This is a genomic window from Streptomyces sp. CNZ301, from assembly GCF_004217425.1.
In genome coordinates, this window is sequence record NZ_SHLG01000001.1 from 3,739,009 (window position 1) to 3,763,557 (window position 24,549).

The 24,549-nt window shown below is 72.1% G+C and carries 21 protein-coding genes; 4 read left to right on the forward strand and 17 right to left on the reverse strand.

All coding sequences use genetic code 11. From position 1 onward, the window contains the following. Positions 1–175: 175 nt before the first annotated feature. Entirely contained in the window at positions 176–637 is a 462-nt protein-coding gene (locus EV375_RS16140) for a hypothetical protein (RefSeq protein ID WP_207228137.1), read from the forward strand. On the opposite strand, the gene EV375_RS16145 is transcribed toward EV375_RS16140, so the two are convergent. From EV375_RS16145 to EV375_RS16190, 11 genes are all read right to left on the reverse strand, one after another. Beyond that, the gene (locus tag EV375_RS16145) at positions 616–948 is read right to left on the reverse strand and encodes a histone-like nucleoid-structuring protein Lsr2 (RefSeq protein WP_055488851.1); all 333 of its coding nucleotides are present in this window, start codon (positions 946–948) and stop codon (positions 616–618) included. The two genes, EV375_RS16140 and EV375_RS16145, sit on opposite strands and share 22 nt — an antisense overlap. Positions 949–1,137: 189 nt before the next feature. Beyond that, complete coding sequence (locus EV375_RS16150) at positions 1,138–1,665, reverse strand: amino-acid N-acetyltransferase (protein WP_074467039.1); 528 nt, start codon at positions 1,663–1,665, stop codon at positions 1,138–1,140. Between the two features lie 335 nt (positions 1,666–2,000). Beyond that, positions 2,001–2,408 carry a BlaI/MecI/CopY family transcriptional regulator gene (locus EV375_RS16155; protein ID WP_130300049.1) on the reverse strand — a complete coding sequence of 136 codons (408 nt, stop codon included), beginning with the start codon at positions 2,406–2,408 and terminating at the stop codon, positions 2,001–2,003. 51 nt (positions 2,409–2,459) lie between these two features. Then, the gene (locus tag EV375_RS29140) at positions 2,460–2,630 is read right to left on the reverse strand and encodes a hypothetical protein (protein ID WP_165434744.1); all 171 of its coding nucleotides are present in this window, start codon (positions 2,628–2,630) and stop codon (positions 2,460–2,462) included. Positions 2,631–2,755: 125 nt separating this feature from the next. Then, positions 2,756–3,553: a type III pantothenate kinase gene (locus EV375_RS16160; protein ID WP_055488848.1), complete on the reverse strand. Its 798-nt coding sequence runs from the start codon at positions 3,551–3,553 to the stop codon at positions 2,756–2,758. Beyond that, positions 3,553–4,686, reverse strand: coding sequence for a carboxylating nicotinate-nucleotide diphosphorylase (gene nadC, locus EV375_RS16165; RefSeq protein ID WP_130300050.1), 1,134 nt, complete (start codon positions 4,684–4,686; stop codon positions 3,553–3,555). The genes EV375_RS16160 and nadC overlap by 1 nt, the downstream gene beginning before the upstream one ends. Further along, positions 4,683–6,764 (reverse strand): L-aspartate oxidase, encoded by a 2,082-nt coding sequence (locus tag EV375_RS16170; RefSeq protein ID WP_130300051.1) that lies wholly within the window; start codon positions 6,762–6,764, stop codon positions 4,683–4,685. The genes nadC and EV375_RS16170 overlap by 4 nt, the downstream gene beginning before the upstream one ends. Beyond that, positions 6,761–7,858, reverse strand: a complete 1,098-nt coding sequence (panC, locus tag EV375_RS16175) for a pantoate--beta-alanine ligase (protein WP_130300052.1) — start codon at positions 7,856–7,858, stop codon at positions 6,761–6,763. The genes EV375_RS16170 and panC overlap by 4 nt, the downstream gene beginning before the upstream one ends. Then, a complete protein-coding gene (locus tag EV375_RS16180; protein ID WP_486588506.1) occupies positions 7,855–8,811 on the reverse strand; it encodes a Rossmann-like and DUF2520 domain-containing protein in 957 nt (318 codons plus the stop codon). Before EV375_RS16180 ends, panC begins: the two co-directional genes overlap by 4 nt. A 379-nt stretch (positions 8,812–9,190) precedes the next feature. Further along, positions 9,191–9,868 carry a response regulator transcription factor gene (locus tag EV375_RS16185; protein WP_130300054.1) on the reverse strand — a complete coding sequence of 226 codons (678 nt, stop codon included), beginning with the start codon at positions 9,866–9,868 and terminating at the stop codon, positions 9,191–9,193. Between the two features lie 322 nt (positions 9,869–10,190). Further along, positions 10,191–11,456: a sensor histidine kinase gene (locus EV375_RS16190; RefSeq protein WP_130300055.1), complete on the reverse strand. Its 1,266-nt coding sequence runs from the start codon at positions 11,454–11,456 to the stop codon at positions 10,191–10,193. A gap of 423 nt (positions 11,457–11,879) precedes the next feature. Here EV375_RS16190 and EV375_RS16195 point away from each other — a divergent pair, with 423 nt between their 5' ends. Next, positions 11,880–13,073, forward strand: coding sequence for an SAM-dependent methyltransferase (locus EV375_RS16195; RefSeq protein WP_486588743.1), 1,194 nt, complete (start codon positions 11,880–11,882; stop codon positions 13,071–13,073). Between the two features lie 62 nt (positions 13,074–13,135). On the opposite strand, the gene EV375_RS16200 is transcribed toward EV375_RS16195, so the two are convergent. Both EV375_RS16200 and EV375_RS16205 read right to left on the reverse strand, forming a co-directional pair. Further along, on the reverse strand, positions 13,136–14,833 hold the full coding sequence (locus EV375_RS16200; RefSeq protein WP_130300056.1) for a PH domain-containing protein: 1,698 nt from the start codon (positions 14,831–14,833) through the stop codon (positions 13,136–13,138). Between the two features lie 58 nt (positions 14,834–14,891). Next, positions 14,892–15,314, reverse strand: a complete 423-nt coding sequence (locus tag EV375_RS16205) for a PH domain-containing protein (RefSeq protein WP_130301890.1) — start codon at positions 15,312–15,314, stop codon at positions 14,892–14,894. Positions 15,315–15,752: 438 nt separating this feature from the next. Between EV375_RS16205 and EV375_RS16210 the strand changes: the two genes are divergently transcribed. Next, positions 15,753–16,946, forward strand: coding sequence for an NADH-quinone oxidoreductase subunit D (locus EV375_RS16210; RefSeq protein WP_486588507.1), 1,194 nt, complete (start codon positions 15,753–15,755; stop codon positions 16,944–16,946). 152 nt (positions 16,947–17,098) lie between these two features. Here the strand turns inward: EV375_RS16210 and EV375_RS29145 are convergent, their stop codons facing one another. From EV375_RS29145 to EV375_RS16235, 4 genes are all read right to left on the reverse strand, one after another. After that, complete coding sequence (locus EV375_RS29145; protein ID WP_165434745.1) at positions 17,099–19,558, reverse strand: hypothetical protein; 2,460 nt, start codon at positions 19,556–19,558, stop codon at positions 17,099–17,101. Positions 19,559–19,909: 351 nt separating this feature from the next. Beyond that, entirely contained in the window at positions 19,910–20,899 is a 990-nt protein-coding gene (locus EV375_RS16225; RefSeq protein ID WP_130300059.1) for an ABC transporter substrate-binding protein, read from the reverse strand. An 81-nt stretch (positions 20,900–20,980) separates the two neighbouring features. Beyond that, the gene (locus tag EV375_RS16230; protein ID WP_130300060.1) at positions 20,981–21,805 is read right to left on the reverse strand and encodes an ABC transporter permease; all 825 of its coding nucleotides are present in this window, start codon (positions 21,803–21,805) and stop codon (positions 20,981–20,983) included. A 2-nt stretch (positions 21,806–21,807) separates the two neighbouring features. Further along, positions 21,808–22,593: an ABC transporter permease gene (locus EV375_RS16235; RefSeq protein WP_130301892.1), complete on the reverse strand. Its 786-nt coding sequence runs from the start codon at positions 22,591–22,593 to the stop codon at positions 21,808–21,810. A gap of 499 nt (positions 22,594–23,092) precedes the next feature. Here EV375_RS16235 and EV375_RS16240 point away from each other — a divergent pair, with 499 nt between their 5' ends. Further along, complete coding sequence (locus EV375_RS16240; RefSeq protein ID WP_130300061.1) at positions 23,093–24,343, forward strand: betaine/proline/choline family ABC transporter ATP-binding protein; 1,251 nt, start codon at positions 23,093–23,095, stop codon at positions 24,341–24,343. The last annotated feature ends 206 nt before the right edge of the window (positions 24,344–24,549 follow it).

A 24,549-nucleotide genomic window follows, 5' to 3' on the forward strand; every position in this document is an offset into this window, starting at 1 on the left:
AGTCCATGCCGGGGTTGTCCGAGTCGGACGGGGGCATCCGCTGAGGGCGAACAGCCTTGCACCTGGCGGTTCTCGCACTCGTCACCTTTCGTGCATGCGTGAACACGGAGAGCGTCGAGTGTAGCCGCGGTACAACGCCGCGTAACCCGGAGGGGGTTCGTCAGTTGCTCCGGTCGTGAGCTTCGCGATTCCCGGCCCGCACACGGCTGCCGGCGTCCCGTCCCGGGAGCGCCGGCGCACTGAGGGCGTCGCGGAAGGCACGGGCGGATACGACGCGCTGGTGCTCTCCGCGGACGCCGGACTGGCGCTGCTGCGGCGCCCGGGTGTGCGCACCGGGCCCGTCGCGTTCGACGGGAAAAGCGGATGCGTTCAACTGCTCGTCCCGGAGGGCAGCGCGGAGGAATTGCCGGGACTGCTGGAGTGGCTCGAATGGGGCGGCATCGAACTGGGGCTGACGGGCCGCGCCGCTTACGACCCTCGGGAGGCCGCCGTATGGCTGCGGCCTCCCGGACCGGGGCGTGAGGCGGACCGCGTCGATCTCGTACGGCTGGTCAGCGCTGCGGCGACGGAATGCCACCGGGCGAGGCTTCGAAGCACCGCACGTAAGTCGCGGGATCAGCCGTTGGCCTTCTCGTAAGCCTCTCGGATATTGGCCGGAACGCGGCCGCGGTCGTTGACCTCGTAACCCTGTTCCTTCGCCCAGGCGCGGATCTTCGCGGTGTCCTGGCTGCTGCCGCCGCCCGACGCCCGGCCCTTTCCACGGGCCGAACGGCCACCGGTGCGCCGGCCGCCCTTCACATACGGCTCGAGCACCGTACGGAGCTTGTCCGCATTAGAGGTGGACAGGTCGATCTCGTAGGTCTTCCCGTCCAGAGCGAACGTCACCGTCTCGTCGGCCTCGCCGCCCTCGAGGTCGTCGACCAGAAGAACCTGAACCTTCTGCGCCACCGCATACTCCCATTCGTCATCGATAACTCGATTACTGATACTGACGAAGAAAGCAAACCCCTTTTCGGGGAGAAACACAAACCCTCTGTTGAGTTTGTCCGGTCCACCGACGGGATTGGCGGGATCTTTCGGACAAAGCGCCGCGCTCATCGCTCGGTCGAGTGGCAGGCGCGGTCACGGCGCCGTCACTCAGAGATGCAGAAGCATGCGGCTGTTGCCCAAGGTGTTCGGCTTCACTCGTTCGAGACCGAGGAACTCTGCCACTCCCTCGTCAAAGGAACGCAGCAGTTCGCTGTAGACATCGCCGTCGACCGGGGTGTCCCCGATCTCCGTGAAGCCGTGCCGGATGAAGAAGTCCACTTCGAAGGTGAGACAGAAAATGCGCCGCACACCCAGCCATCGTGCGGTGTTCACGAGCTTCTCCAGCAAGAGATGACCCACACCTGAACCCTTGAGTGCGGGATCGACGGCGAGCGTCCTGACCTCGGCCAAGTCCTCCCACATCACATGGAGCGCACCGCATGCGACCACCTCGGCGTCGTGATCGCGTTCCGCGACCCAGAACTCCTGAATGTCCTCGTAAAGGGTGACCGTGGCTTTGTCGAGCAGGATGCGGTCGCGTGAGTAGACGTCGATGAGGCGGCGCACTGCGCGCACATCTGCCGTGCGTGCGCGGCGGACGGTGACTTCTGACACGGAAGGGGATGCGGACGCCATGAACGGGACGCTATCGCCCTTGCCGAAGGGGGTGCTCTCCGGGTCCGAGACGTTGCCCGCCCGCCTTCCCGGCGCGTTCCCATGACCGTTCCCGGCGGCGTTCCGTGTGCGTTCCGCCGCCGGTTCACGAACTGCTTCCAGTGGGGTTCCACATACGCGGTGCCGCTCCCCGGCTTCAGAAGTTCCGCGAGTTCAGCACCGCTCTACGGCGTTCTACGGAGTATCCCGCGTACAGGGACCCACGGCTTCGGCACCTTCCCACGGCGGGCGTTCTCCGCCGTTCCCGGCAGCCGCTCCAAGCCGCGCCCCGTCCCGCTCCTCCCGGCCGGTCCCGGTCAGCGGGGCTCGCGCGGCGTTCTCTCCGGAGCCTCGACATGCACGTCGTTCAGCTGAACGACGCGCAACGCGTCCCGTACGGCGTCGAGCTGTTCCGGGGTCATACGGCCGAAGAACTCCACGAGAGCGGCGGCCGCGTTGTCACTCGACGCCCAGGCCTCGTTCATGAGTGCGGCGGAGTAGGCGGCACGCGTCGAGACCGGTTCATATCGATAGGCCCGGCCATCCTGGCGTCTGCGGAGCCAGCCCTTCTGGTGGAGGTTGTCCATTACGGTCATGACCGTCGTGTACGCGATGGACCGGTCGTCCCGCAGATCCTCGAGGACTTCCCGCACAGTGACGGGACGGTTCCACCGCCATACCCGCGTCATGACGGCGTCTTCCAACTCTCCCAATGGCCGAGGCACGCCGTGAATAATAGTCGGAGATGTCCCGAATACCGCGGGGAAGATCGCGGATCAGTCCGCTTTCTTCCGCCCGACGCTCTCCGCACGCGCGATGGCGGCGTCCACGGCGGCGTCCTCCTTGGCCTTGTTCGCGCCACCCTGGCTCTTCACGATCGTCACGATGAGAGCGGTGAATGCCACCGCCATCACGACGGGCGGGGTCAGTGCCGCGATGTAGTCCATGGCTGTCGTGCCTCCTTCAGAACAGGCCTTCAGACTACGGCAGCCCCCGAGGGCGCCCCGGGGCCGGCCACGGGCGCCTGGAGGAGCGTGAGGGCGCGTGAGGGCGCGCGGGCCTGCGACTGACGTCAGGTACGGCTGACGTTGCGCTCGTAGACGAGGCGGAGGCCGATGAGCGTCAGCCAGGGCTCGTGCTCGTCGATGGCCGACGCCTCGCCGAGCACCATCGGCGCGAGTCCGCCGGTGGCGATGACCGTCACGTCGTCCGGGTCGTCGGTCAGCTCACGGGCGATGCGGTCGACGACGCCGTCGACCTGGCCGGCGAAGCCGTAGAGGATGCCCGACTGCATGGCCTCGACGGTGTTCTTGCCGATGACGCTGCGCGGACGGGCCAGCTCGATCTTGCGCAGCTGCGCGCCGCGCACGCCGAGGGCGTCCACGGAGATCTCGATGCCGGGGGCGATGACGCCGCCGACGTACTCGCCACGCGCGGAGACGGCGTCGAAGGTGGTGGCCGTGCCGAAGTCGACGACGACGCAGGGCCCGCCGTACAGCTCGACCGCGGCGAGCGCGTTGATGATGCGGTCGGCGCCGACCTCCTTGGGGTTGTCCATGAGGATCGGCACGCCCGTCTTCACGCCCGGCTCGACGAGGACGGCGGGGATGTCGCCGTAGTAGCGGCGGGTCACCTCGCGCAGCTCGTGCAGCACCGACGGGACCGTCGAGCAGATGGCGATGCCCTCGACGTTGTCGCCGAGCTCCTCGCCGAGGAGGGGGTGCATGCCCATCAGGCCCTGGAGGAGCACGGCGAGTTCGTCGGCCGTGCGGCGGGCGTCGGTGGAGATCCGCCAGTGCTCGATGATCTCTTCGCCGTCGAAGAGGCCGAGGACGGTGTGGGTGTTACCGACGTCGATGGTCAGGAGCATCAGTCATCAACCTCTTCGCGGGTCTCGCCGGCGCCTCCCGTGTCGCGGAGGTCCAGGCCGATGTCGAGGATCGGGGCGGAGTGGGTGAGGGCGCCGACGGCGAGGAAGTCCACGCCGGTGGCGGCGTATTCCCCGGCGTTCTCCAGCGTGAGACGGCCCGAGGACTCCAGCTGGGCACGTCCCGCGACGAGGGCGACGGCCGCGGCGGTCTCGTCCGGCGTGAAGTTGTCGAGAAGGATCAGATCGGCGCCCTCGGCGAGGACGGGCTCGATCTGGTCGAGGCGGTCGACCTCGACCTCGATGGGGACGTCGGGGAACTCGGCGCGCACGAGTCTGAACGCCTCGGCGACGCCGCCCGCCGCCACCACGTGGTTGTCCTTGATGAGCGCCGCGTCGGAGAGGGAGAAGCGGTGGTTCGTGCCGCCGCCGCAGCGGACCGCGTACTTCTCAAGGGCGCGCAGGCCCGGCGTCGTCTTGCGGGTGTCGCGCACGCGCGTCTCCGCGTGGGTTCCCGCGTCGGCGGCGGTCGCGGCGCGGGAGAGCTCGTCCGCCCAGCTGCGGGTGACGGTGGCGATGCCGGAGAGGCGGCAGAGCAGGTTGAGGGCGCTGCGCTCGGCGGTGAGCAGGTCGCGGGTGCGCGTGCGCACGGTCAGCAGGCGCTGCCCGGCCGTGACCCGGTCGCCGTCCTCGACGTGGCGCTCGACCTCGAACTCGTCCGTGCACACGACGGAGAGGACGGCCTCGGCGACGTGCAGCCCGGCGACGGTCCCCTCCTCACGGGCCGTGAAGTCACCTGTGGAGACCGCCGGTTCGGGGATGGTGGCGACGGTGGTGACATCGACGCCGTGGTCCAGGTCCTCCTCGATCGCGAGATGCGCGATGTCCTCGACCTGTACGGGGTCCAGTCCCGCGTCTGCCAGAAGCCGTGCGAGGTCTGGGTCGAGACCGCAGTCCAGCGGGTCCAGGTCCCACGCGTCGTCGGCGCCGTCCGGACCGGCACCGCAGCCGCAGGCATCGCCGCAGCCGCCCGGCTGCGGAGTCAGGGCCGAGGCGGGACCGCCGATCTGGAGCAGGGGAACGTCGACGGGCTGAGGGCGTCGCTCCTCCGGGGAGTCCGGAAAGGGGCTGGTCACGGCTTCTCCGTAGGGGTGTGTGGTGGCGGGGCCTCTGGAACCCCGGAGCGGTCCGGGTCGCTGCGAAGCTCCGGGCGGGCCTCCGTGGTCGGCGCGGCCGGCTCGCCTGCGGTCGGCGGGAACGCGGTCGTCGGGGTCGTACGGACGTCGAGACTACGGCCCGCCCCGTGCACGCCGATGACGAGGTGACGGCGCCAGGCGGCATCGTCCCTGCCGGGGTGGTCCTCGCGCCAGTGGCAGCCGCGGGTCTCCTCGCGGCGCAGCGCGGCCGCGACGAGGACGCGGGCCACGAGGTGGAGATTCGCCGTCTCCCAGGTCTCGACGCCGGGGTCGGCCGGCTTGTGCGCCGTGTCCCCGGGCAGTGCGTCGAGGCGGGCGGCGGCTTCGGCCAGGCTCGTCGCGGAGCGGAGGACCCCGGCGCCGCCGGTCATGATGCGCTGGATGACGGGCCGCGCCTCCGCGGGAAGCAGGGAAGTCACCTCGGGTGCGTGCGCGGCCACGGCAGGCGGCCGGCGGACGGACGCGGGCGCCGGGGCGGGGGCGGGGGCGGGCGCCGAGGCGGAGGCGGGGGCGCGGTTCGAGGCGTCATCGGCGCTCCCGCCGGTCCGGGCGCTGCCCTCCCCGGCCGCCAGGGCGACGGCCTCAGCGATGCGTTCGGCGAAGACCAGTCCCTCCAGCAGGCTGTTGGACGCGAGCCGGTTCGCCCCGTGCACGCCGGTGCAGGCGACCTCGCCGCACGCGTAGAGGCCGGGGACGGTCGTACGGCCGTGCAGATCCGTGCGCACGCCGCCGCTGGCGTAGTGCGCGGCCGGTGCCACGGGAATCACCTCGGTCACCGGATCGATGCCGTGGCTGCGGCAGGCCTCGAGGATCGTGGGGAAGCGGGACTCCCACATCTCGGCGCCGAAGTGGCGGGCGTCGAGATACATGTGCTCGCTGCCGGGTTCCGCGCCCGCCTCGGCGGCCCGCCGCATGATCGCCTTGGCGACGATGTCGCGCGGCGCCAGCTCGGCCAGCTCGTGCTGCCCTGCCATGAACCGCACGCCGTCGGCGTCCACGAGGTGGGCGCCCTCGCCGCGCACCGCCTCCGAGATCAGCGGCTGCTGGCCCTCGGCACCGGCGCCCAGGTAGAGCACCGTCGGATGGAACTGCACGAACTCCAGGTCGCTGACCTCGGCGCCCGCGCGCAGGGCCAGGGCGACGCCGTCCCCGGTGGAGACGGACGGGTTGGTGGTCGCGGAGAACACCTGGCCCATGCCGCCCGTCGCGAGCACGACAGCGGGGGCGTGCACCGCTCCGACACCGTCGTGCTGGCCCTCTCCCATCACATGCAGAGTGACGCCCGCGGTCGCGCCGTCCGCCGTCCTGAGCAGGTCGAGTACGAGGGCGTTCTCGACGGTGCGGAGGCCGCCGTGCCCGCCGTGCTCCTCCCGTACGGCGTCGACCAGCGCCCGGGAGATCTCGGCGCCGGTCGCGTCGCCGCCCGCGTGCGCGATGCGGCGCCGGTGGTGGCCGCCCTCGCGGGTCAGCTGTATCCGGCCGGTGAGGGGGTCGGCGTCGAAGCGGGCTCCGGTGCGGATGAGGCGACGTACGGCCGCGGGGCCCTCGGTCACGAGCGTGCGTACGGCCTGCTCGTCGCAGAGCCCCGCTCCGGCGACGAGGGTGTCGTCGAGGTGCTGTGCCGGGCTGTCGCCGTCGCCGAGTGCGGCCGCGATGCCGCCCTGCGCCCAGCGTGTGGAGCCGTCGTCGAGGCGCGCCTTGGTGACCACGACCGTACGGAGCCCTGCCGCGTCGCAGCGCAGCGCCGCCGTCAGCCCGGCGACGCCGGAGCCGACGACCACGACGTCCGCGTCGATGCGCCAGCCGGGGGCCGGGGCAAGGAGCGGACCCGTGCAGCCGACGGGTACGGAGGCGCCGAGGTGGTGGCCGTGGCCGTGGCTCGTACGGGCCGTGGTCCCGGCCGCTTCGGCGGGCTCGCTCGCTCCACCCGCCTCGACGGGCTCCTCCGGGGCGGGCTCCTCCGGGGCGGGATGCCGCGTACTGCCCGTGGATGCTGTGTGCAGCGTGGGCCCCGTCATCGCAGCGGTCCGAGGGGGATGTTGTCGATCAGCCGGGTGCCGCCGACGCGGGCGGCGACCGCGAGCACCCCTTCCGGACCGTCCGCGCCCGTGCGCGGCGGGCTGCCGGACTGCCCCGCGCGCTCGGTGAGTTCGGTGAAGTCGGCGGGATCGATGAGCGCCAGGTAGTCGACGTGCAGCGGTGGTTCGCGGCGTGCCGCCTCGTCAAGTACCGTCCGCGCGGCGGCCAGAGCGGCGTCCGCACCGTCCGTCAGTGCGTCCCGTGCCGCGAACAGGGCCCGGGAGAGGGCGAGTGCGCTGGCACGCTCCTCGGGCGAGAGGTAACGGTTCCGGCTGGAGAGGGCCATGCCGTCGGACTCGCGCACGGTCGGCACTCCGATGATCTCCACGGGGAAGTTGAGGTCCGTCACCATTCGCCGTATCAGGGCGAGTTGCTGTGCGTCCTTCTGCCCGAACAGCGAGACGTCGGGCGCCGTCAGATGCAGCAGCTTCGCGACGACGGTGAGCACGCCGTCGAAGTGCCCGGGCCGGTACGCCCCTTCGAAGCGGTCGCCCATCGGACCGGCGGAGACGCGGACCTGCGGCCCGTCCTCCCCCTGGCTTCTCCCGGCCGTCCGCGACCTGCCGGAGGCGCCGTACTCGGGATAGACCTCCTCGACCGACGGCGCGAACACCACGTCCGCGCCTGCCTCTTCGGCCACGGCCAGATCGGCGTCGAGCGTGCGCGGATACCGGTCGAGGTCCTCGGAGGGGCCGAACTGAAGCGGGTTGACGAACACCGTGACGACGACCTGCCCCTGCCGTCCCACGCGCTCACGGGCGGTGCGGATGAGCGAGGCGTGCCCCGCGTGCAGTGCGCCCATCGTCATGACGACGGCTCGCTCACCGGGGGCTCCGGCGTCGAAACCAGCGGCGGAGGCGCGCAGTTCGGCGGCGGTGTGGACAAGTCGTATGTGCCGCGGAAGAGTTCCTCCGACCGCGCCGCCCTCCGTCTCTGCCTTGGCGGTCCCGGCCTCCGCGGTCCGTGCCTCCGCGGTCTCCGGCGCGGCGGGCGCCGGCGTGTTCTGTGCCGTGCTGTTGCCGTTCCCGTTCATCGGCCCCGGCCCCCTTCGGACAGGACGTCGAGCAGTTCCTCGGCGAGTTCGGGCTTGAGGAGGCCGTGGTCGATGGCGCGGTCCGCGGTGGCTCGTGCCATCGCGAGGTAGGCGGCGACCATGCGCGGTGCGTGCTCGCCGAGTTCGGCGAGGTGCGCGGAGACGGTGCCCGCGTCGCCGCGTGCGACCGGCCCCGTCAGTGCCGCGTCGCCGGAGCGCAGGCTGTTGTCGAGCGCGGCACCGAGCAGCGGTCCGAGCATCTTCTCGGGAGCTTCGACCCCGGAGGCGCGCAGCAGGTCGACGGACTGCCCGACGAGGGTGACGAGATGGTTCGCGCCCATCGCGAGCGCCGCGTGGTAGAGGGGGCGGGCCTCCTCCGCGATCCACTCCGGTTCCCCGCCCATCTCGATGACGAGGGCCTGGGCGGCGAGGCGCAGCTCCTCGGGCGCGGTGACGCCGAACGAGCAGCCCGCCAGGCGCTGTACGTCGACGGGCGTCCCCGTGAACGTCATGACCGGATGCAGCGCTATCGGCAACGCGCCCGCGCGCAGGGCCGGTTCGAGCACACTCGCGCCGTACCGGCCGGAGGTGTGGGCGATGAGCTGGCCCTGCCGTACCGCGCCCGTCCCGGCGAGCCCGGTGATCAGCTCGGGCAGCGCGTCGTCAGGCACGGTGAGCAGCACCAGATCGGCCTGGGCCAGAACCTGGGGCGGGTCGACGAGCGGCACTCCTGGGAGGAGTTCCGCCGCCCGGCGGCGCGAGCGCTCCGAGACTCCGGAGGCTGCGACCGGACGGTGCCCGGCCTGACGGAGAGCGGCTCCGAGGGCGGCGCCGACGCGGCCCGTGCCGACGACGCCGACGGTGAGGCGTGCGGGCCGGTCCTCCGCCCTGATGTGGGCGTCCCGGCCTGGGCCGGGGGCGTCCGGAGGTTGGGCTGGGTGCTGATCGTTCACGGCTTGGCGGCCTTCCGTGTTCCGTTCCGGTCCTCGCCGGGTACCGGACGTCCTGCGGGCCATGCTATTCCTTCGCGGCGGGCGTGAGCGCCGAAGGGGCGTACGAGCACCTGCGGGCGGCCACTCGCCCTGCGCCCCATCGTCCGCGAGTGCGGAGCGTGGAGGCTCCGGGCCCCTCCATGGACAAGGTGACGGTCGTCGCGGACGGACCCGAGTGGTCCGGGGAGCACGCGCGGGGCCGTCGCGGACTTCCTCGGCCTCCTGCGGACGACCGCGCGGGGTGCGCGTCCGGGCCGGGGCTCGCGGGCCGGGCGTCGCCTGCGGGCCGGCGTTCGCGGGTGCGCGCGGCGTGGCGTGCCGGACGTCGCGTGCAGGGCCGTTACGGGGCGCCGCCGCCCGCCCTGACGAGCTTCGTCTCGTATGCGAGGACGACCGCCTGGACACGGTCGCGCAGTTCGAGCTTCGCCAGGATGCGGCCCACATGGGTCTTCACGGTCGCCTCGGAGAGCACGAGGCGGGCGGCGATCTCCCCGTTCGAGAGCCCCTGGGCGATGAGCATCAGCACCTCCCGCTCCCGGTCGGTCAGCCGCTCCAGGCCGTTCGAGAGGGGCTCGGGTGCGGTGGCGGGCAGCACGGTCGAGAAGCGGTCGATGAGCCGGCGCGTGGTGCTCGGCGCGACGACCGCGTCCCCGCTGTGCACGGCGCGGATCGCGGCGAGCAGATCGGCGGGCGGCACGTCCTTGAGCATGAAGCCGCTCGCACCGGCCTTGAGCGCGGAGAAGGCGTACTCGTCGAGGTCGAAGGTCGTCAGGATCAGTACCTTCGGGGAACCGGAACTCCCGGAGCAGATGCGGCGCGTGGCCTCGACCCCGTCGACGTTCGGCATCCGCACGTCCATCAGCACGACGTCTACCGCCGTCGAACGCAGCCTCTCCAGTGCCTCGGCGCCGTCCCCGGCCTCGGCGACGACCTCCATGTCCTGCTGCGCGGCCAGCACCATCCGGAAGCCGGTGCGCAGCAGCATCTGATCGTCGACGAGCATCACGCGAATCGTCATCGGGGCCCCTTGGAGGTGGTCGTGGCGGGAGGTACGGACGTGGGACGTGCGGGTGCCGGATGTTCGGACCCGGGGTCACCGGCCGGAGGACGTGCGGACGCGAGGTCACTGACGGGAGGACGTGCGGACGCGGGCGGCTCGTTCGCGAGCCGGTCGTACAAAGCCGGGCCGTACGGAAGTGGGCCGTACGGAGCTGGGCCGTACGCGGGGAGGACGCACACGGTCAGGCCGTACGCGGGCAGGCCGCTCGCGGGCGGCTCGTTCGCGGGCGGGCTCTGCGGGGACGCCTCGTGCACGGGCAACGGCTTCGCTCCTCGTCTGCTCAGTGGGCGGCCTTCAACGGCAGCACCGCGCTGATACGGAACCCGCCGCCGGGCCTCGGGCCGGTCTCCAGACTCCCTCCGACCATGCTGACGCGTTCGCGCATCCCGATGAGGCCGTGCCCGAGCCCGTCGGTGCCGCCGTCCTCGTACAGCTCGCGCTCCGCGCCGCGTCCGTCGTCCTCGGCGAGCAGCGAGAGCTCGTCACGGCCGTAGCGGAGCCGGACGGTCGCTCCGACCTCCGGGCCTCCGTGCTTGCGCGTGTTGGTCAGCGCCTCCTGCACCACGCGGTACGCGGTCAGTTCGACGCTGCTGGGCAGCGGGCGCGGAGTCCCCTCTATCGAGAAGCTGACGGTGAGTCCCGCGCCTCTGACCTGGTCGATCAGCTCCGAGAGCTGCTCGACGCCGGGCTGCGGCAGATAGTCGCCGATCCCGTTGCCGCTCTCGCGGGCCCGGCCGGCGGAGCCGCCCGCGGCGCTCCCTACCTCGCCGGTACGGAGCACGCCGAGTAGGCGGCGCATCTCCGCGAGCGCCTGCCGGCCCGTTCCGGAGATCGTCTCCAGGGCCTGCTTGGCCTGTTCGGGCGCGGAGTCCAGCACGTATGCGGCACCGTCGGCCTGAACGACCATGACCGAGACGTTGTGTGCGACGACGTCGTGCAACTCACGGGCGATGCGGGCCCGTTCGGCGGCGGCCGCGATCTTCGTCTGCGCCTCGCGCTCCTTCTCCAGGCGGGTGGCGCGCTCTTCGAGCTGCGCGTAGTAGGCCCGGCGGGTGCGCAGCGAGTCGCCGAGCACCCAGGCGAGGAGGAACGTCACCGTCATGAAGATGTCGCCGAGGATCGCGCTGGTGAGCGTCTGCCTCTCGTCGGGCCAGCGGAGCGCGGCGATGGTGGGGGCCAGGAGTGCGCCGAACAGGGCGAAGCGCGATGCCCAGCGGGTGTTCCGGGACGCCACCGTGAAGACGATCACCAGCATGGCGAAATTGCTGGGCCCGACGTCGACGTGCGTGACGACCTGGGCCACACCGGTTCCCGTCGCGAGGACGAGCATCTTCTCCGGTACGCGGCGGCGCAGTGCGACCACCGTGCACATCGCGAGGGTTATGGGGACCGCGGCTATCCGCTCCTGGGGCCCGCGCGGCAGACCTGCCCCGTCGGTCCCCACGTTCGCGACGATCCACACCGCCGAAATCACCAGCAGCAGGACCGCCCACCAACTGTCCACCCAGGTGGGGTGCCTGCGGATGAAATCGTAGATGCGATTCACATAACCCAGCGTATTCAGGCCGAGTACGTGCAGGGGTCAGCCCGGGGGCCGATCCCGCAGCGCCTGCCTACTCCGCAAGGTGGAGGAAGATCGTCCGCACCGCTCGCCTAACGTGGCCGTGTGGACACACCCCAGACGGGCCCGACGCGGCCCGGCGGCGCGGACGGACCGGACGGCCCAGGTGGGCCGGACCGACCCGGCGGACCGGACGGCATGGACGGCGTCTGGCTGCCGTGGAGGGCCGCCGCGGAGCGCGCGCTCTACGCAACCGGGGACGCGAACGCCGGTGCGAGGACAGGTGGGGGCGCGGGACGGACGGACGGGACGGCGGGTGCGGGCGGCGCGGGGTCGGACGACCCGGGTTCGGACGACCCGGGTTCGGACGGCGCAGGGTCGGGCGGCGCAGGGTCGGGCGGCTTCTTCGTGCGCGAAGCACCGTCGGCCCACTTCCGTACGTCGGTTCACGCGTCGCCGCTCTTCGCGGTCGCGGTCGCCCGGCTGCTGCGGCACGTCGACGACGCTCTCGGGCGCCCCGGGGAGCTGACCATTGTGGATGTCGGGGCCGGGCGCGGCGAACTGCTCACCGGCGTGCTCGGGGCGCTGCCCGCGGACGTCGCCGCACGTGTGCGCCCCTACGCGGTGGAGCGCGCTCCGCGTCCCCATGGGCTGGACGAGCGCATCGTGTGGTCCCGGCAGTTGCCGGCTCCCCGGGGGTCCGTCGGCCTGCTCTTCGCGAACGAATGGCTCGACAACGTGCCAGTCGAGGTGGCCGAGACCGATTCCGACGGGGTCCCCCGCACCGTGCTCGTGCGGACGTCGGACGGCGCCGAGCGGCTCGGCGACCCCCTGCACGGGCCCGAGGCCGAGTGGCTGGAACGGTGGTGGCCACTGGGGCCGGGCGGCTCCGGCGAACCCCGCGGAGCCGAATCCCTCGGAGCCGAATCCGGCGCCGCCGGCCGGGGCGGGGGCGGTCGCAACGGGGCCGATCGCGACGGGGCCGACCGCGACTGGGCTGACCGCGGAGTTGGACGCGAACCTGACCGCGAGCCCCACGGCGGACCGGGCAGCGGAGTCGAGAGCGGCCCCGGCCGCACCGGCGGCGCGGAGCCCGGACTGCGCGCCGAGATCGGGCTTCCTCGCGACGAGGCGTGGGCGGCGGCCGTGCGCACGCTCACGCAGGGCCTCGCCGTGGCCGTCGACTTCGCGCACTTCCGCGAGGACCGACCGCCCTTCGGCACGCTCACCGGCTACCTCGACGGCCGCGAGGTGCGCCCCGTACCGGACGGCAGCCGGGATCTCACGGCCCACGTCGCGATGGACGCCTGCGCGGCAGCGGGTGCGCGGGCCGCCGCCGGCCACGGCACGGGAGCGGCCTCCGGTGCGGCTGCGACCACCGGGGTGGTGCCTCCGGCCGTCCGCTCCCAGCGCGACGCCCTCCACACCCTGGGGATCGACGGCGCCCGTCCGCCGCTTTCGCTGGCGTCCAGCGATCCCGCGGCGTACGTACGGCAACTGGCCTCGGCAGGCGAGGCCGCGGAGCTGACCGAGACGGGCGGCCTGGGTTCGTTCAGCTGGCTGATCCAGCCCCTCGGCGGTGTCCCGTCACCCTTCGGCTGACCCGGCCTTGGCCCGGCTCATCGGGCCGGCGCGGCTCATCGGGCCGGCCGGGCTCGTCGGGCTCATCCGGCTGGTTCCGCCGCCCCGGCCGACCCGGCCGAGCCAGCCGACCCGGCTGGGCGGCCCCCGTCCGCCTCGGTGGCGGGCCCATCGGACGCCTCGCCCGCAGGGGCAGCAGCCGGCGGCCCCTGCACTTGCGCCTGCCCCTGCACTTGCCCCTGTTCCTGCCTCGGGGCGCCGGTCATCCAGCGGTCCGGACGGGCCTCGCGCCGCCCCGTACGGGAGCGCTCCGCCTGGGCGTGCACAAGAGCCCGTGCCTCCTCCGCGTCGCGCAGCCGGGCCGCCGTCCAGCCGTTGGCGCCGTGGTCGACGGCCACGTCCGCCAGCCGCATCCGGCGCTCCCACGGCCCCTGCACGAAGCGCACGCTCTGCACCTTGGCGTGCGGGACGAGCGTGACCCGGCGCCTGATCAGCCCGCTGCGGGTGACGAACACGGCGTCCGTCGCTCCGTGCCCGTATCCGCGCCACGCCAGAGGCACGCACCAGCGTGCCCGGCGGGGGACGGGAGCGGCGGTCCCGGCCGCGGCCACGAGGTCGACTCCGGGCAGTACGCGCGCGAGAACGGCGGCCGCATCGCCCCGAGGGGCGACGGGGATGAGCACTCCGCCCTTGTCCTTGCCCGCCCCCGCGATCTCCAGCTCGACGCGCACCCAGCCACGGCGCCGCCACAGCAGCGGCTCGGTGATCCGCACGGACTGCACGCGTCCCGGCGGCACGGTGGCGTGCTCGCGGTCCAGCAGGCCGTGGTCGAGGCGCAGTCCGTCCGGCGACTCGGCCACCGTCCAGTCGTACTCCTTGAGGAAGCGGCCGCCCGTACTCGCCCAGACACCGCCGAGGGCGGGGAGCAGAGCGGCCACGGCACCCAGAACGCTGCCGCTGGCGAAGTACACGAGAACCGGTACGCCCAGCATCATCAGCAGCGCGCCCCAGCCGGTGCCCATGAGCAGCAGGCCCGTGACCAGCGTGCGGGTGCCGACACGCAGCAGCTGACGGGCAGGGGCCTCGCCCGCCTCCGGTGCGGCCTCCGGGGCGATCCCGGCGGCGCGGGCGAGGAGTTCGGCGCGGAGGTCGACGGCCTCGCGCTCGCCGAGGAAGGCGAGTTCGTCCTTCGCCTCTGTGCCCACGACGTCCAGCTTGAGCTTGGCCACCCCGGCGACGCGGGCCAGCAGGGGCCTGCCCACGTCGACGGCCTGTACGCGGTCGAGCCGGATGTGCGCGGTGCGCCGGAAGACCAGGCCCGTACGGATGCGCAGTTCGGTGTCGGTGACGAGGTAGCTGGTGAACCACCAGGAGAAGAAGCCGTAGGCCGCAGCCGCCGGGAGCAGCACGGCGAACGCCGCCGCGAGCCAGCCCGGCGTCAGATGCGTGAACCACTCGCGGGTGCGTTCGAAATCGTGGACCGAGAAGGCGACCAGTCCCGCGACGGGAGCCCAGGCGCGACGCCAGGGCGTGACGGGGTGCAGCCGCTTCCCCTCCGGACGGCGCGGCGGGCGGCCCGACGGCGGCGGCGCGCTGCCGGTGCCGGTGCCGGTGCCGGTGCCGGAGTCCTTGGCGGTGCCGCGGGCAGGGGCAGCGCCGGATTCGTTGCCGGTGCCGGTGGGTTCCCCGGCCGCCGGTTCCGCTCCGTTCACCGCGTCCGCCCTGTCCGTCCCGTCCGCCCTGTCCGTCCCGTCCACCCCGCCCTCCGCTTTTCCGCTCATGGATGCGCGTCCGCCACCAGGGCCGCCGCCAGGGCCGCCGGCCGGCTCACCACGGCGCTCACAGTCCTGCCGACCTGGCGCCGCCGAGCTCCGTGAGCCTGTCGCGCAGGCGTTCCGCCTCGTCCGGCACGAGACCCGGAATCGCGGCGTCGGTCGTGGCGGCGGCGGTGTGCAGCTGAACGCGTGCGAGGCCGTAGCGCCGCTCGAGCGGTCCGGACGTCACCTCCACGAGCTGCATGCGCCCGTACGGCACCACCGTCAGCTCCCGCCAGAGCACGCCTCGGCTGATGAGCAGGTCGTCGGCGCGCTCCGCGTACCGCCAGGAGCGCCAGTTGCGCTCCAGCGCGCCCCAGCCCCACGCGGCGGCGGCGGACGGCAGCAGCGCGAGGGCGGCCCACGCCGGGCCGGCTGTCGGCCAGAGGACTCCGGTCGTGACGGCTGCGAGCGGAAGCAGCGTGCACAGCAGCACGACCCGGCGCATCCGCAGCAGTGCTCGCTCGACACCGCTCCAGCGCTCGGGTTCACGCTCTGGTTCGTGCTCTGGTTCACGCTCGGGTTCGCGCTCGGGTTCACGCTCGGGTTCACGCTCGGGTTCGCGCTCGGGTTCGTGCTCTGGTTCGTGTTCGCGCACCGGCTCGGACGGCCCGGGCCCGGTGCCGTGCATGTCCTTCCCCGGTCCGTGACCCGAGTCGTGACCCGGTCCGTCACCCGAGTCGTGACCCGGTCCGTCACCCGAGTCGTAACCCGCGACGTGACCCGAGTCGTCCCGCGAGACGCTCTTCGGGTCCTTCCCCGCGTCGGACATCCCCGTCCCCGTCGTCATGCCGCCACCTTACGGCCGGGTCAGCGGCGAAGGGCAGGCTCCGGAAGATGCACCGCCGCCGGGAAGCCTCGGACAAGCGGGTGGGACACTGAGCCCATGAGTCAGCGGACGATGACGGACGGCACCGCGGCGGCACCGGACGGCCCGGGCAAGCAGACCACGGTCGGCATCGGCGGCGCCGCGGAGAGCTCCGACATGGTGCTCAACATCGGCCCCCAGCACCCCTCGACGCACGGCGTCCTGCGGTTGCGGCTCGTCCTCGACGGCGAGTTGATCAGTGAGGTCGAACCCGTCGTCGGCTACATGCACCGCGGCGCGGAGAAGCTGTTCGAGGCCCGCGACTACCGGCAGATCATCGTCCTCGCCAATCGCCACGACTGGCTGTCCGCCTTCTCGAACGAACTCGGCGTGGTACTCGCCGTCGAGCGCATGCTCGGCATGGAGGTTCCCGAGCGTGCCGTGTGGACGCGCACGCTGCTGGCCGAACTCAACCGCGTCCTCAACCACTTGATGTTCCTCGGCTCGTATCCGCTGGAACTGGGCGGTATCACGCCCGTCTTCCACGCGTTCCGCGAGCGCGAGGAGCTTCAGCACGTGATGGAGGAGATCTCCGGCGGCCGGATGCACTACATGTTCAACCGGGTCGGCGGCCTGAAGGAGGACCTTCCGGCCGGCTGGCAGGGCCGGGCCCGGCAGGCCGTCGCCGACGTACGGTCCCGGATGGGAGTCTTCGACAGCCTGGTGACGGGCAACGAGATCTTCCGCGGGCGCACTCGCGGCGTGGGGGTCCTCGACCGGGCGACCGCGCACGCCTACGGGGTGAGCGGCCCCATCGCCCGCGCCTCCGGCGTCGACTTCGACCTCCGCCGCGACGAGCCGTATCTGGAGTACGGAGAGCTGCGGGACACCCTCAAGGTCGTCACGCGGACCGAGGGCGACTGCCTCGCCCGCTTCGAAGTGCTGCTGGAACAGGCGCACAACTCGCTCGACCTCGCGGACGCGTGCCTCGACCGTCTCTCGCAGCTGCCGCCCGGTCCCGTCAACCAGCGGCTCCCGAAGGTGCTGAAGGCGCCGGAGGGAGCCACGTACGCCTGGACGGAGAACCCGCTCGGGCTCAACGGCTACTACCTGGTCTCCAAGGGAGAGAAGACGCCGTACCGGCTCAAGCTGCGTTCGGCCTCGTTCAACAACATCCAGGCGCTGACGGAGCTGCTGCCGGGGACGCTGGTCGCCGACATGGTGGCGATCCTGGGGTCGTTCTTCTTCGTGGTGGGCGACATCGACAAGTAGCCCACGCCGACCGCCGCGGCGGGCCGTGCGCCGTCGCGGACGGGGCTGGGGGCGGACAGGGGTGAGGGCGGCGTCACGGGCAGCGCCGGCCGCCGGCGCGAGAGTGTCGTGACGCGGACGTCGCCGCGCGAGCGGAACGGCCGGCGGCTCCGTCAGCCGACGTTGCGCACACCGGTGTCCGACTTGGGCTTGGAGCCCGCCGGCTTGCGGGGATTCGGCGCGGAGTGCCCCGACTTCGTTCCGGATTCCGCCTCGGCTGCCTGGTCCGCCTTCGACTCGGCCTCGGCCTCGGACTCGGATCCGGGCCCGGACTCGGACCCGGACCCGGACTCAGGTTCGTCCGCGGACTCAGGCTCGGACGCGGCCTCTGCTTCCGGCTCGTTCCCGGACTCCGGCTCCGCCTTGGCCCTCGGTCCCTTATCGGGCTCCGGTTCTTTTTCGGTCTCCGGTTCTTTTTCGGACTTCGATCCCTTGTCGGGCTTCGATCCCTTGTCGGTCTCCGGTTCCTTGTCGGTCTCCGGTTCCTTTTCAGACTTCGGCTTCGGCTTGGACTCCGGCTTGGACCTCCCGGAACCGGAATCCGCCGCCGGGGAACCGGACTTCGCCGAGGGACCGGACTTCGCGGCAGGGCCGAACTCGGCCCCCGACTCCGCGGGAGACCCCTTTTCCGTAGAGAAGTCCTTCCCCCTCGAAGAGGAGTCCTTCTCCCTCGTAGAGGAGTCCTTGTCCCTCGCGGAGGACTGCTTCTCAGTCCCCCTCTCCGGCTGCGAGTTGGCCTCGGGCTCGCCTAATCCGCTGCCTTCCGCCCCGGACTTGCTCTCGTCCGGCCCCTTCCCGGACTTTGCGGCGGTTCCAGGGGCGGCGTTCGTACCACTCGGCGCGTCCGCCGCCTTCGCAGACGAACTGCCGGACACGGAGCCGGACGCGGAACGGGAAGCCGCTCCTCGCCTGGGGGACTTGGGGGCCGGCCGCGGCTCCGCCCGTCCGGAGCCCGCCGCAGCGGGTCCCGACAGATCCGACGAGGCCGACGACTTCGAGGTCTCCGCCCGCTCCGACGTCCCGGACAGTTCGGACGGCTCCGACAACTCGGACGACTCCGAGGACTCGTCACGCGTGATGTCGTCCCGCTTGGCGTGCTTACCGGGCGAACGGTCCGGCACGGCGGACGACGAGCCCGAACCGGCTTCCGGTTGCTTCCTCCCGGAACGTGCGCCCGGAGCAGAGACACCCGAACCCGCCTTTCCGGCGGCCCCGTTGGCGTCCGTGCCGGGCTCCGTGGACGCCTCGGCCTTGCCGGGCTTCCCGGGCCGCTTCGCCTCCGGCGCGTCCGTGCCCTCCGTGCCTGCGCCGCCCGGCTCTCCTGACGACGCGGGCGGCTTCCCCGGGACGTACCGGGTGCCCCGCCCCTTCACTGTGCTCGGGCCGTTCGTACCGTTCGTGCCGGCGCTCGTGCTCGTGCGTCCCGGTTCCGGCTGCGCCGCCCGGCCGTTGACCGCGGACGGGGGAACCTCCTCCGTACCGGCCGCCTCGGAGGTCTCCGGCGCCTCGGACTTCTCGACGCCGCGGGGCTGCTCAGGCACATCGCGCGGCTCACGCCGCTCACCGGGCTCATGTGGCTCACGTGACTCACGTGGCTCACGTGGCTCACGTGGCTCACGTGGCTCACGTGGCTCACGTGGCTCACGGAGTTCGAACAGCTCGGAAGCCTCGCGGGGTTCTCGTGCCGCCCTGGACGGTGCGGACGAGGCGCCCTGTGCTCCCTGTGTGGCGGACAGTCTCTTCGCGCGCCGCTTCGGCTTGGCCGTGCCCGCGGTGCCGAAGAAGTCGAACTTCGCGCCCTCCGGTTCGGCCGGCCGGCGCTCCTCGGCCGCGGCCCCCGGCTTGTGCAGCGCAGCCTGCCGCACGGCCTCGCGCTCCTGCTCACGCAGTTCGCGCTCCCTGCGGAGCCTCTCCTGGCGTTCCAGTTCCTCCTGTTGCCGCTCCTCGCGTTCCTGCTCCTCGCGCTCCTGCCGCCGCGCGAGGTTGCGGCTGAGGTTGCGCAGTGCCTCGTTCGCCTGGAGGTAGGTCAGCGGAGTCGGGGCGCCCGACGGATGGCGGTGGTCCGTGGCCGATGCCGCCAGCGCCTTGGTCGGCTCGCCGGACTCCAGTTGCAGCTGCCGCCGCCCTTCCAGCGCGCTCGCACGCTCCGTCTCGGCGTTCGCGTAGCGGCGCAACAGATCCGCGTGTTCGTTGCGCAGCTGGGCCAGTTCGGCACGCTTGTCGCGAAGCCTGCCGCGCGTCTTCTCGCGTGCCTGGCGGGCCTCCTCGAGTTGGCCCTCCAGTTCCGCCTGCCGCTCCTCGGCGCGCCACTCCGTGCTCGCCTGCTTGGCCTTGAGCTCACCGACCCGCTTGCCCGCCGCCCGGTCCCAGGCCCGCAGCAACACTGCACCGGTCACGGCCGCGACGGCGGCACCGGCCGCACACGACCTGAGCAGCACCGTTTCCACGTCGCCGACGCCGGCTTCGCCGAACAGCCAGGCGGCGCCCGCGCAGAGCAGAGCCGCCACCGTGACAGTTGCCGGGGCGAGGACCCGGTGCAGTGGCTGCGAATGGCGATGACGTCCACGAGGCATGGCCTGGAATGTACCTTGCAGGACTCCGATCAGGCACCGGACATGGGGCATTGTTACCCCGCCACAACCCGTCGCTGTCCTCTTTCGCCTCCGCTGTCCCCTTCTGGAATTCCTCGCTCCGGCAACCCCGCGCCCTTGGCCGGAAAACCGTCCGAGAACGCCTCACGGAACTCCGCGAAAAGCCCCTCGGACATCCCGCACGCGCCGGACATCCCGTACGCCCGCGGACTCGCCGTACGCGCCCCTTACTTCTCGTGCCCCCGGACCCGCCGTACGCGCCGCGGCGCTCCGGGGACCGGACTCGCCGTGGACTTCCCGTACGCGATCGCCGGACGCTATCCGGCCCGGCTCTCAGAGGAGGTTCTTCGCCTTGAGGTACTCCTCGGCGACGTCCTTCGGCTTCTGCCGCTCCGCGTCCACCTTCCTGTTGAGGTCGGTGAGGTCCTTGGTTGTCAGGACCTGCGTCAGCTTCTCCAGCGCCGCGGAGACCTTCTCGCCGCCCGCCTTCTTTGCGTTGACGACCGGCAGGACGTTGTCGGCGTTCTGCAGGCCCTTGTCGTCCTTCAGGAGAACGAGCCCGAAGTCCTTGAGCGTGGCGTCGGTCGTGGTCGTCAGCACCATCTGGTCGGTGCCGTCCTTGACGGCCTCCTTCGCCTGCGTCGTCCCGACGCCCTTGGGGTCGATGCCGGTGATGTCGATGTCGTACGTCTTCTCCAGGCCGGGGCGGCAGAAGGGCCGCTCCTCGCACTCGTCGCTCGCCGCGAGCTTGACCTTCTCGCCGGACCTGCCGAGGTCCGAGAGGGTCTTGAGCTTGTGCTTCTTCGCGAACTCCTCGGTGACCGCGAAGGCGTTCTGGTCCACCGCGTCACCGGCGGGCAGCACCTTCAGCCCGCGCGGCTTCGCGAGCTTCTCCAGCGCGGCGGTCGTCTTCCCGACGTCACTGGATGCGACGGGCTTCGCATTGGGCCCGTTCTCCTTGGCGTTCAGGAATTCGGCGAGCGTCGCCGCGTACTCCGGCACGACGTCGATCTCGCCCTTCTCCAGGGCCGGTTCGTACAGCTCGCGGTTCTTCAGCTTGCTGATCGACGTGCTGTAGCCGGCCTTCGTGAGCAGCTGCGAGTACAGCTCCGCCATGATCTGCGACTCGGTGAATCCGGCCGAGCCGACGACCAGTTCGCCCTTGGAGCCGCCGTCGGCGGAGCCGCCGCCCTCCTTCTCCAGGCTGTTTCCGCCGCACGCGGTCAGGGCCGTGGCCAGAACGGCCACGGCGCCGCCCGTGGCGAGCAGTGTGCGCGCCCTGCGGGGCTTCCGGTCCGGCTTCGGAGTTGCTGCCTCATTCATCATGTCCACCGTTCGTCAGGGGTACAGGTGTCACCCCAGGCATCGGAACCCCAGGGCCAGGGAGTTGTCGCTCGTCATCGGTCAGGACGTCGGCCGGGCGGGAATCACCTTTTCATCGAAGCCCGAGGGCGACGAAGGGGAGTGCGACGAGGAAGACGAAAAAGACGAGGAAGGGGAGGGGGGACGGGAGGCGGAGCCAGGTTCCCCGGACCTGCCGCGGCCCCGTTTCTTCCCGCTCGTGCGACGGCCGCGCATCGGGTCCAGCAGCCGCTCGGCCACCACCAGCACGCCCTCCACCAGCAGGGCGAGCGCCGCGACGAGCGCCGCGCCGGCCACCACCTGCGGGGTGTCGTACGTCCCGAAGCCGGCCGTGATGATCCGGCCGAGCCCGCCGCCGCCGGGCAGCGCGGCCAGCGTCGCCGTCGCCACGACCTGTACGGCGGCCGACCTCACGCCCGTCATGATCAGCGGGAAGGCCAGCGGCACTTCGACACGTCCCAGCAGCTGCCATCCGGACATGCCCATTCCGCGGGCCGCCTCCACCACGTCACGGTCGGCCTCGCGCATCCCGACGTAGGCGTTCGTGAGCAGCGGCGGAATCGCGAAGAGCACCAGCGCGATGATCGTCGGCACGTCGCCGTGCTTGCCGAGGGGGCTCAGCGTCAGCAGGACGAGCACCGCGAACGTGGGCACCGCACGGCCCACGTTGGAGATGTTGACGGCGAGCGCGCCGCCCCGCCCCACGTGCCCGAGCCACAGGGCGACGGGCAGGGCGACGGCGCAGGCGATGCCGAGGCAGACGACGGTGAGGAAGAGATGCTCGGCGAGCCGGTGCGTCGCGCCGTCGCCGCCGGTCCAGTTGGCGCCCGTGATCAGCCACGTCCACGCGTCCAGGAAGAAACTCACCGTCACGCCCCCTTGCCGGCCGGCTCCGGTGCGCCGCTGGCGCCGTCGTCCACGGCGTCCGCACCGCCGGTGCCGGCCGCGTCCGGTGCGTGCGTGCCGCCCGCCTCGTCACGTGTGCCCGCGCCCGCGCGGCGCCGCCCGCGCCCGCCGGTGCGGGCCCAGGGCGTCAGCAGCCGCTGCACCCCGAGCAGCAGCACGTCGGCGAGCGACGCCAGGAGTACGCAGATCACCGACGCGGTCAGCACCTGCGCCCTGAAGAAGCTGTCCATGCCGTCGTAGATGAGGTTGCCGAGGCCGCCGAAGCCGACGATCGCGCCGACCGTTGTCAGCGCCACGGCGGAGACCGTCGCGATCCGCACGCCGGCCATCAGGGCGGGCAGCGCGAGCGGCAACTCCACGCCGAACAGCAGCCGGTACGGGCCGTAGCCCATGCCGCGCGCGGCCTCCCGGGCCTCTTCGGGCACGGATTCGAGGCCGGCGAGGATGTTCCGTACGAGCACGGTGAGCGAATAGAGCACCAGCCCTGTCACGACGACTGCCGCTCCGACGCCGAAGAGCGGGAGCAGCAGCGCGTACATGGCCAGCGACGGCACCGTGTAGAGCACCGTGGTCAGCCCCAGCACGGGCCCGTACGCGCGCTGCCAGCGCCGGGCGGCGAGCGCGAGGGGGAAGGCGACCAGCAGCGCCAGCAGCACCGAGGCGACCGTGATCCAGATGTGCTCCACGGTGGCGTCCGTCAGCTCCTGGCCGCGCGTGCGCACGTACTCGGCGCAGATCCAGTCGTTCATCTTGAGGCAGCCGCCACCCGGCTGTTCGACGGCCCCGGCCAGGACCGCCGCCTGCTCTCCGCCGCTCGGCGCACTCGGCCCGTTCAACCCCGCTCACCCCCTCGACCCGCTCGCTCTGGCTGCTGCCCGTACGGCGCACGCCGTACTGCTCACGTCGTACTGCTCACGTCCGGCGCCTACGTCACCGCCGGGTCGCGTCACGTGCGTCGGTAAGCATGCCGGGAGACCTTACAGTCCGCTACCGACAACAGGTCCGAACTGCCACACTCCTGCAACACAGAGTCCATCCGGCCCCGGGAAGAATGCGGCCCGGACCGGGGACACGGCAGCCGACGAGAGTCCGAGGCGAAGCCCCGCCACGAAACCCCAGTACGAGCCCCGGACGAGAGTCCGGCACGAGACTCCGGGCCGAGACAGGCAGATCCGGCCCCGGGGCAGAGAAGAAGCAGAGCAGGACCGGCCCCGTCCCGAACCCGAGCCGAGCGACGAGAATGAGACGATGATCCGCTTCGAGAACGTCACAAAGCGCTACCCGGACGGCACCACCGCCGTGCACGAGCTGTCGCTGGAGGTGGCGCGGGGCGAACTCGTCACCCTCGTCGGGCCGTCCGGCTGCGGCAAGACGACCACGATGAAGATGGTCAACAGGCTCATCGAGCCGACGTCCGGGCGCGTCCTGCTCGACGGCGAGGACATCTCCGCCGTCGACCCGGTCGAACTGCGCCGGCGCATCGGGTACGTCATCCAGCAGGTGGGCCTCTTCCCCCACAAGACGGTGCTCGACAACACGGCCACCGTCCCGTTCCTGCTCGGCTGGTCCAGGACCGAGCGCCGCAAGCGCGCCGCCGAGCTGCTGGAGATGGTCGGCCTCGACCCGGCGCGGTACGGCGACCGCTACCCGGACCAGCTCAGCGGCGGTCAGCGGCAGCGCGTCGGCGTCGCACGGGCGCTCGCCGCCGACCCGCCGGTGCTGCTCATGGACGAGCCGTTCGGCGCCGTCGACCCGGTGGTGCGCGAGCACCTCCAGAACGAGTTCCTGAAGCTCCAGTCCACGCTGCACAAGACGGTCCTCTTCGTCACGCACGACATCGAGGAGGCAGTGCGGCTCGGCGACCGCATAGCCGTCTACGGGGACGGCCGCATCGAGCAGTTCGACCCTCCGGCGAAGGTGCTGGGCGCACCCGCCACCCCGTACGTCGCGGACTTCGTCGGCGCCGACCGCGGCCTCAAGAGGCTCTCGGTCACCCCGATCGAGCTCGGCGACCTGGAGCAGCCGCCGGTCGTGCACCTCGACGACCCTCTCGACAAGGCCCGCGCCCGCATGCGCGGCGAGGGCGCGCGCTGGGCCGTGGTGCTCGACGACGCGGACGAACTGCACGGCTGGCTCGCCGCCGACGCACTGGGCGAGGAGGCCGAGCGCGGCGCGGACGCCGGTGCGGACCCGGACCACGGCGCGAAGGCCGACACGACAGCCGCAGCGAGGGCGGCGGGCAAGGACGCGCCGCCCACGGTCGCGGACCACGCCCGCCGCATGGAGGCGTGGCTGCCGCTCGGTTCGCCGCTGAAGCAGGCGTTCAGCAGCATGCTCCAGCACGACGCGGGCTGGATCGCCGTGCTGGACGACGCCGACCGCTTCGTCGGCGTGCTGACGCCGGGCCGGCTGCACGAGGCGCTGCGCCGCTCCATCGACGCGGACGAACGCGACGTACGCCGCGACGAGGTGAAGCTGAGGACGGTGGCGGACACATGAGGAACCGCCTCACGCCGGGCATGTGAGCGGTCCGCCGGTCCATCCCGGAACGTGCGGAGGCGAGTTGACCACCCCGGGGTCTCGTGCTTCACTCCACCGCATGAACGGCACCGAGTTGCACCCCTGGCGGAGGGTCCACCTGGACCTGCTCCGCTACGTGGGCTGCCTGTGTCGTCCGTCCTGCTGATCAAGTCAGGCCATTCCGC